Origin of the sequence: Mesorhizobium sp. M7A.F.Ca.US.005.03.2.1 (genome assembly GCF_003997795.1) — a bacterium.
GTDB classification, from domain to species: domain Bacteria; phylum Pseudomonadota; class Alphaproteobacteria; order Rhizobiales; family Rhizobiaceae; genus Mesorhizobium; species Mesorhizobium ciceri.
Genome location: NZ_RZRP01001106.1, coordinates 1 through 1,712, shown reverse-complemented (window position 1 = coordinate 1,712; position 1,712 = coordinate 1). Strand labels below are relative to the sequence as shown.

Here is a 1,712-nt window from a genome sequence, read left to right as displayed (position 1 = left end):
GGGCTGGGCTGGGGCGGGCTGCCGCGCTGGCTGATATCAGACGACCTGGCGAGCGGCCGGCTGGTCGAGATCGACCTCGAATCCTTCAGGGAGGTGAGCTCGCCGCTGTTTGCCATGCATCGCAGCGATCGCAGCCCGAAGCCGGCGGCGGCCTGGCTGATCGACCAGTTCAAGCGCCAGCTCGGCTGCTTCAACGAGTTCGAACCGGGCGAGGTGCCGGATGAGGAGCACGAGACAGTCCATCGATCAGCGCCATGAGCACGGCACGGTAGTCCTCGGCCGAGGCGCCGGCCTCGATGGCCAGGGCGGCACGGTCGAAGGCGGAGCCGAGCAGTGCGGTCAGCGCTTCGGCCGGCAATCTCGTCATCGTCTGCGCCCGCATCGCCGCGACCAGCCCTTCGCGCAGAGAGCGGTTGCCGTGGCGATTGTCGATCGCGTCCATGGCGGCGCGGCCAAGCACGGCCGGGCCGTCGAGCAGCAGCAGCCGCGTGCGTCCGGGCGCGCGCATGGCGGCGAGATAGGCGTCGGAGCCGGCAATCAGCGCGTCATGGGCAAACAGCGATGGCGGCGAGGCGCGCTCGATCTCCTCGGCGACCGCTGCCGCCTCCTGCTCGACCACGGCAGCAAACAGTGCCTGCTTGTCAGCAAAATGATGGTAGAGCGCGCCGCGCGTCACGCCGGCGGCGGCGACGATCTCCGGCGTGCCGGTCTCGAAATAGGATTTCTCCGTGAACAGCTTTCGCGCCGCGGCAATCAGGTGGGCGCGCGTCGCTTCGGTGCGGTCGCGGTTGGAACGACGCGCGAAATCGTGTTGCATACATGCAGCCTGTATGTTAATTCGGTTTACATGCAGACTGTATGTTAATTGACGGGAGAAGGAAAGATGAAGACCACGAGCTATTACCCGGTGCTGATGACCGGCGACGTCGCCGGCACGGCGGCCTTTTATGTGAAGCATTTCCGCTTCCAGCCCCTGTTCGAAAGCGACTGGTATGTGCATCTGCAATCGGGGGAGGACAGAAGAGTCAATCTCGGCATCGTCCAGGGCGACCATGAGACCATCCCGGAAGAGGGGCGGGGCCGCGCTTCGGGCCTGCTGATCAATTTCGAGGTTCGCGACCCGGACGCTGTCTATGAGCGCGTCGTCGCCGCCGGCCTGCCGATCCTGCGCTCGCTGCGCGACGAGCCCTTCGGCCAGCGCCATTTCATCACCAAGGACCCCAATGGCGTGCTGATCGACGTAATCAAGCCGATCCCGCCGAGCGAGGCGTTTCTGGCGCAGTATGCGGAAGGGGTGGCGGGAGCCTGAGCGCCCGCCTCAACTGGCCCTTGCCACCGGCGTCACCGTCACCTGGCTGACACCGGTGCGGCGCACGACGGTGCACAGCGTCTCGCGGCCGATGCGTTCGGCGTCGAGCATGCGCACCAGGTCGTCGACGCCGGTGACAGGACGGCCGTCGATGGCGGCGATGATGTCGCCTTCTTTCAGGCCGGCCTTGGCCGCCGGGCCGTCCTTTTCGACGCTGCGCAGGCGAACCGCCGTGCTGGTCGAGACTTGCGACAACAAGGCGGCGCGGCGCGGCAAACTGGCAGTGTCGGCCGAGACGCCGATGAAGGCGCGGCGGACACGGCCGAAGCGGATGATCTCCGAAATGACGAAATTGGCGGTGTTGGAGGCGACCGCGAAGGCGATGCCCTGCGCGCCATGGATC

At 66.5% G+C, this 1,712-nt stretch carries 4 protein-coding genes; 2 read left to right on the top strand and 2 right to left on the bottom strand.

Going from position 1 to position 1,712, the window contains the following annotated elements:
- Positions 1 to 258: LysR substrate-binding domain-containing protein (locus EN991_RS35150; protein ID WP_245461166.1), on the top strand; the 258-nt coding region annotated here is incomplete at its 5' end.
- Here EN991_RS35150 and EN991_RS35145 read toward each other — a convergent pair.
- Positions 191 to 817, bottom strand: coding sequence for a TetR/AcrR family transcriptional regulator (locus EN991_RS35145; RefSeq protein ID WP_127370445.1), 627 nt, complete (start codon positions 815 to 817; stop codon positions 191 to 193). The two genes, EN991_RS35150 and EN991_RS35145, sit on opposite strands and share 68 nt — an antisense overlap.
- 66 nt (positions 818 to 883) lie before the next feature.
- On the opposite strand from EN991_RS35145, the gene EN991_RS35140 reads away from it, so the two are divergent.
- A complete protein-coding gene (locus EN991_RS35140) occupies positions 884 to 1,309 on the top strand; it encodes a VOC family protein (protein WP_013530166.1) in 426 nt (141 codons plus the stop codon).
- A gap of 9 nt (positions 1,310 to 1,318) precedes the next feature.
- Here the strand turns inward: EN991_RS35140 and EN991_RS35135 are convergent.
- Positions 1,319 to 1,712 (bottom strand): PDZ domain-containing protein (locus tag EN991_RS35135; RefSeq protein WP_127370444.1); only part of this gene is annotated, 394 nt, incomplete at its 5' end.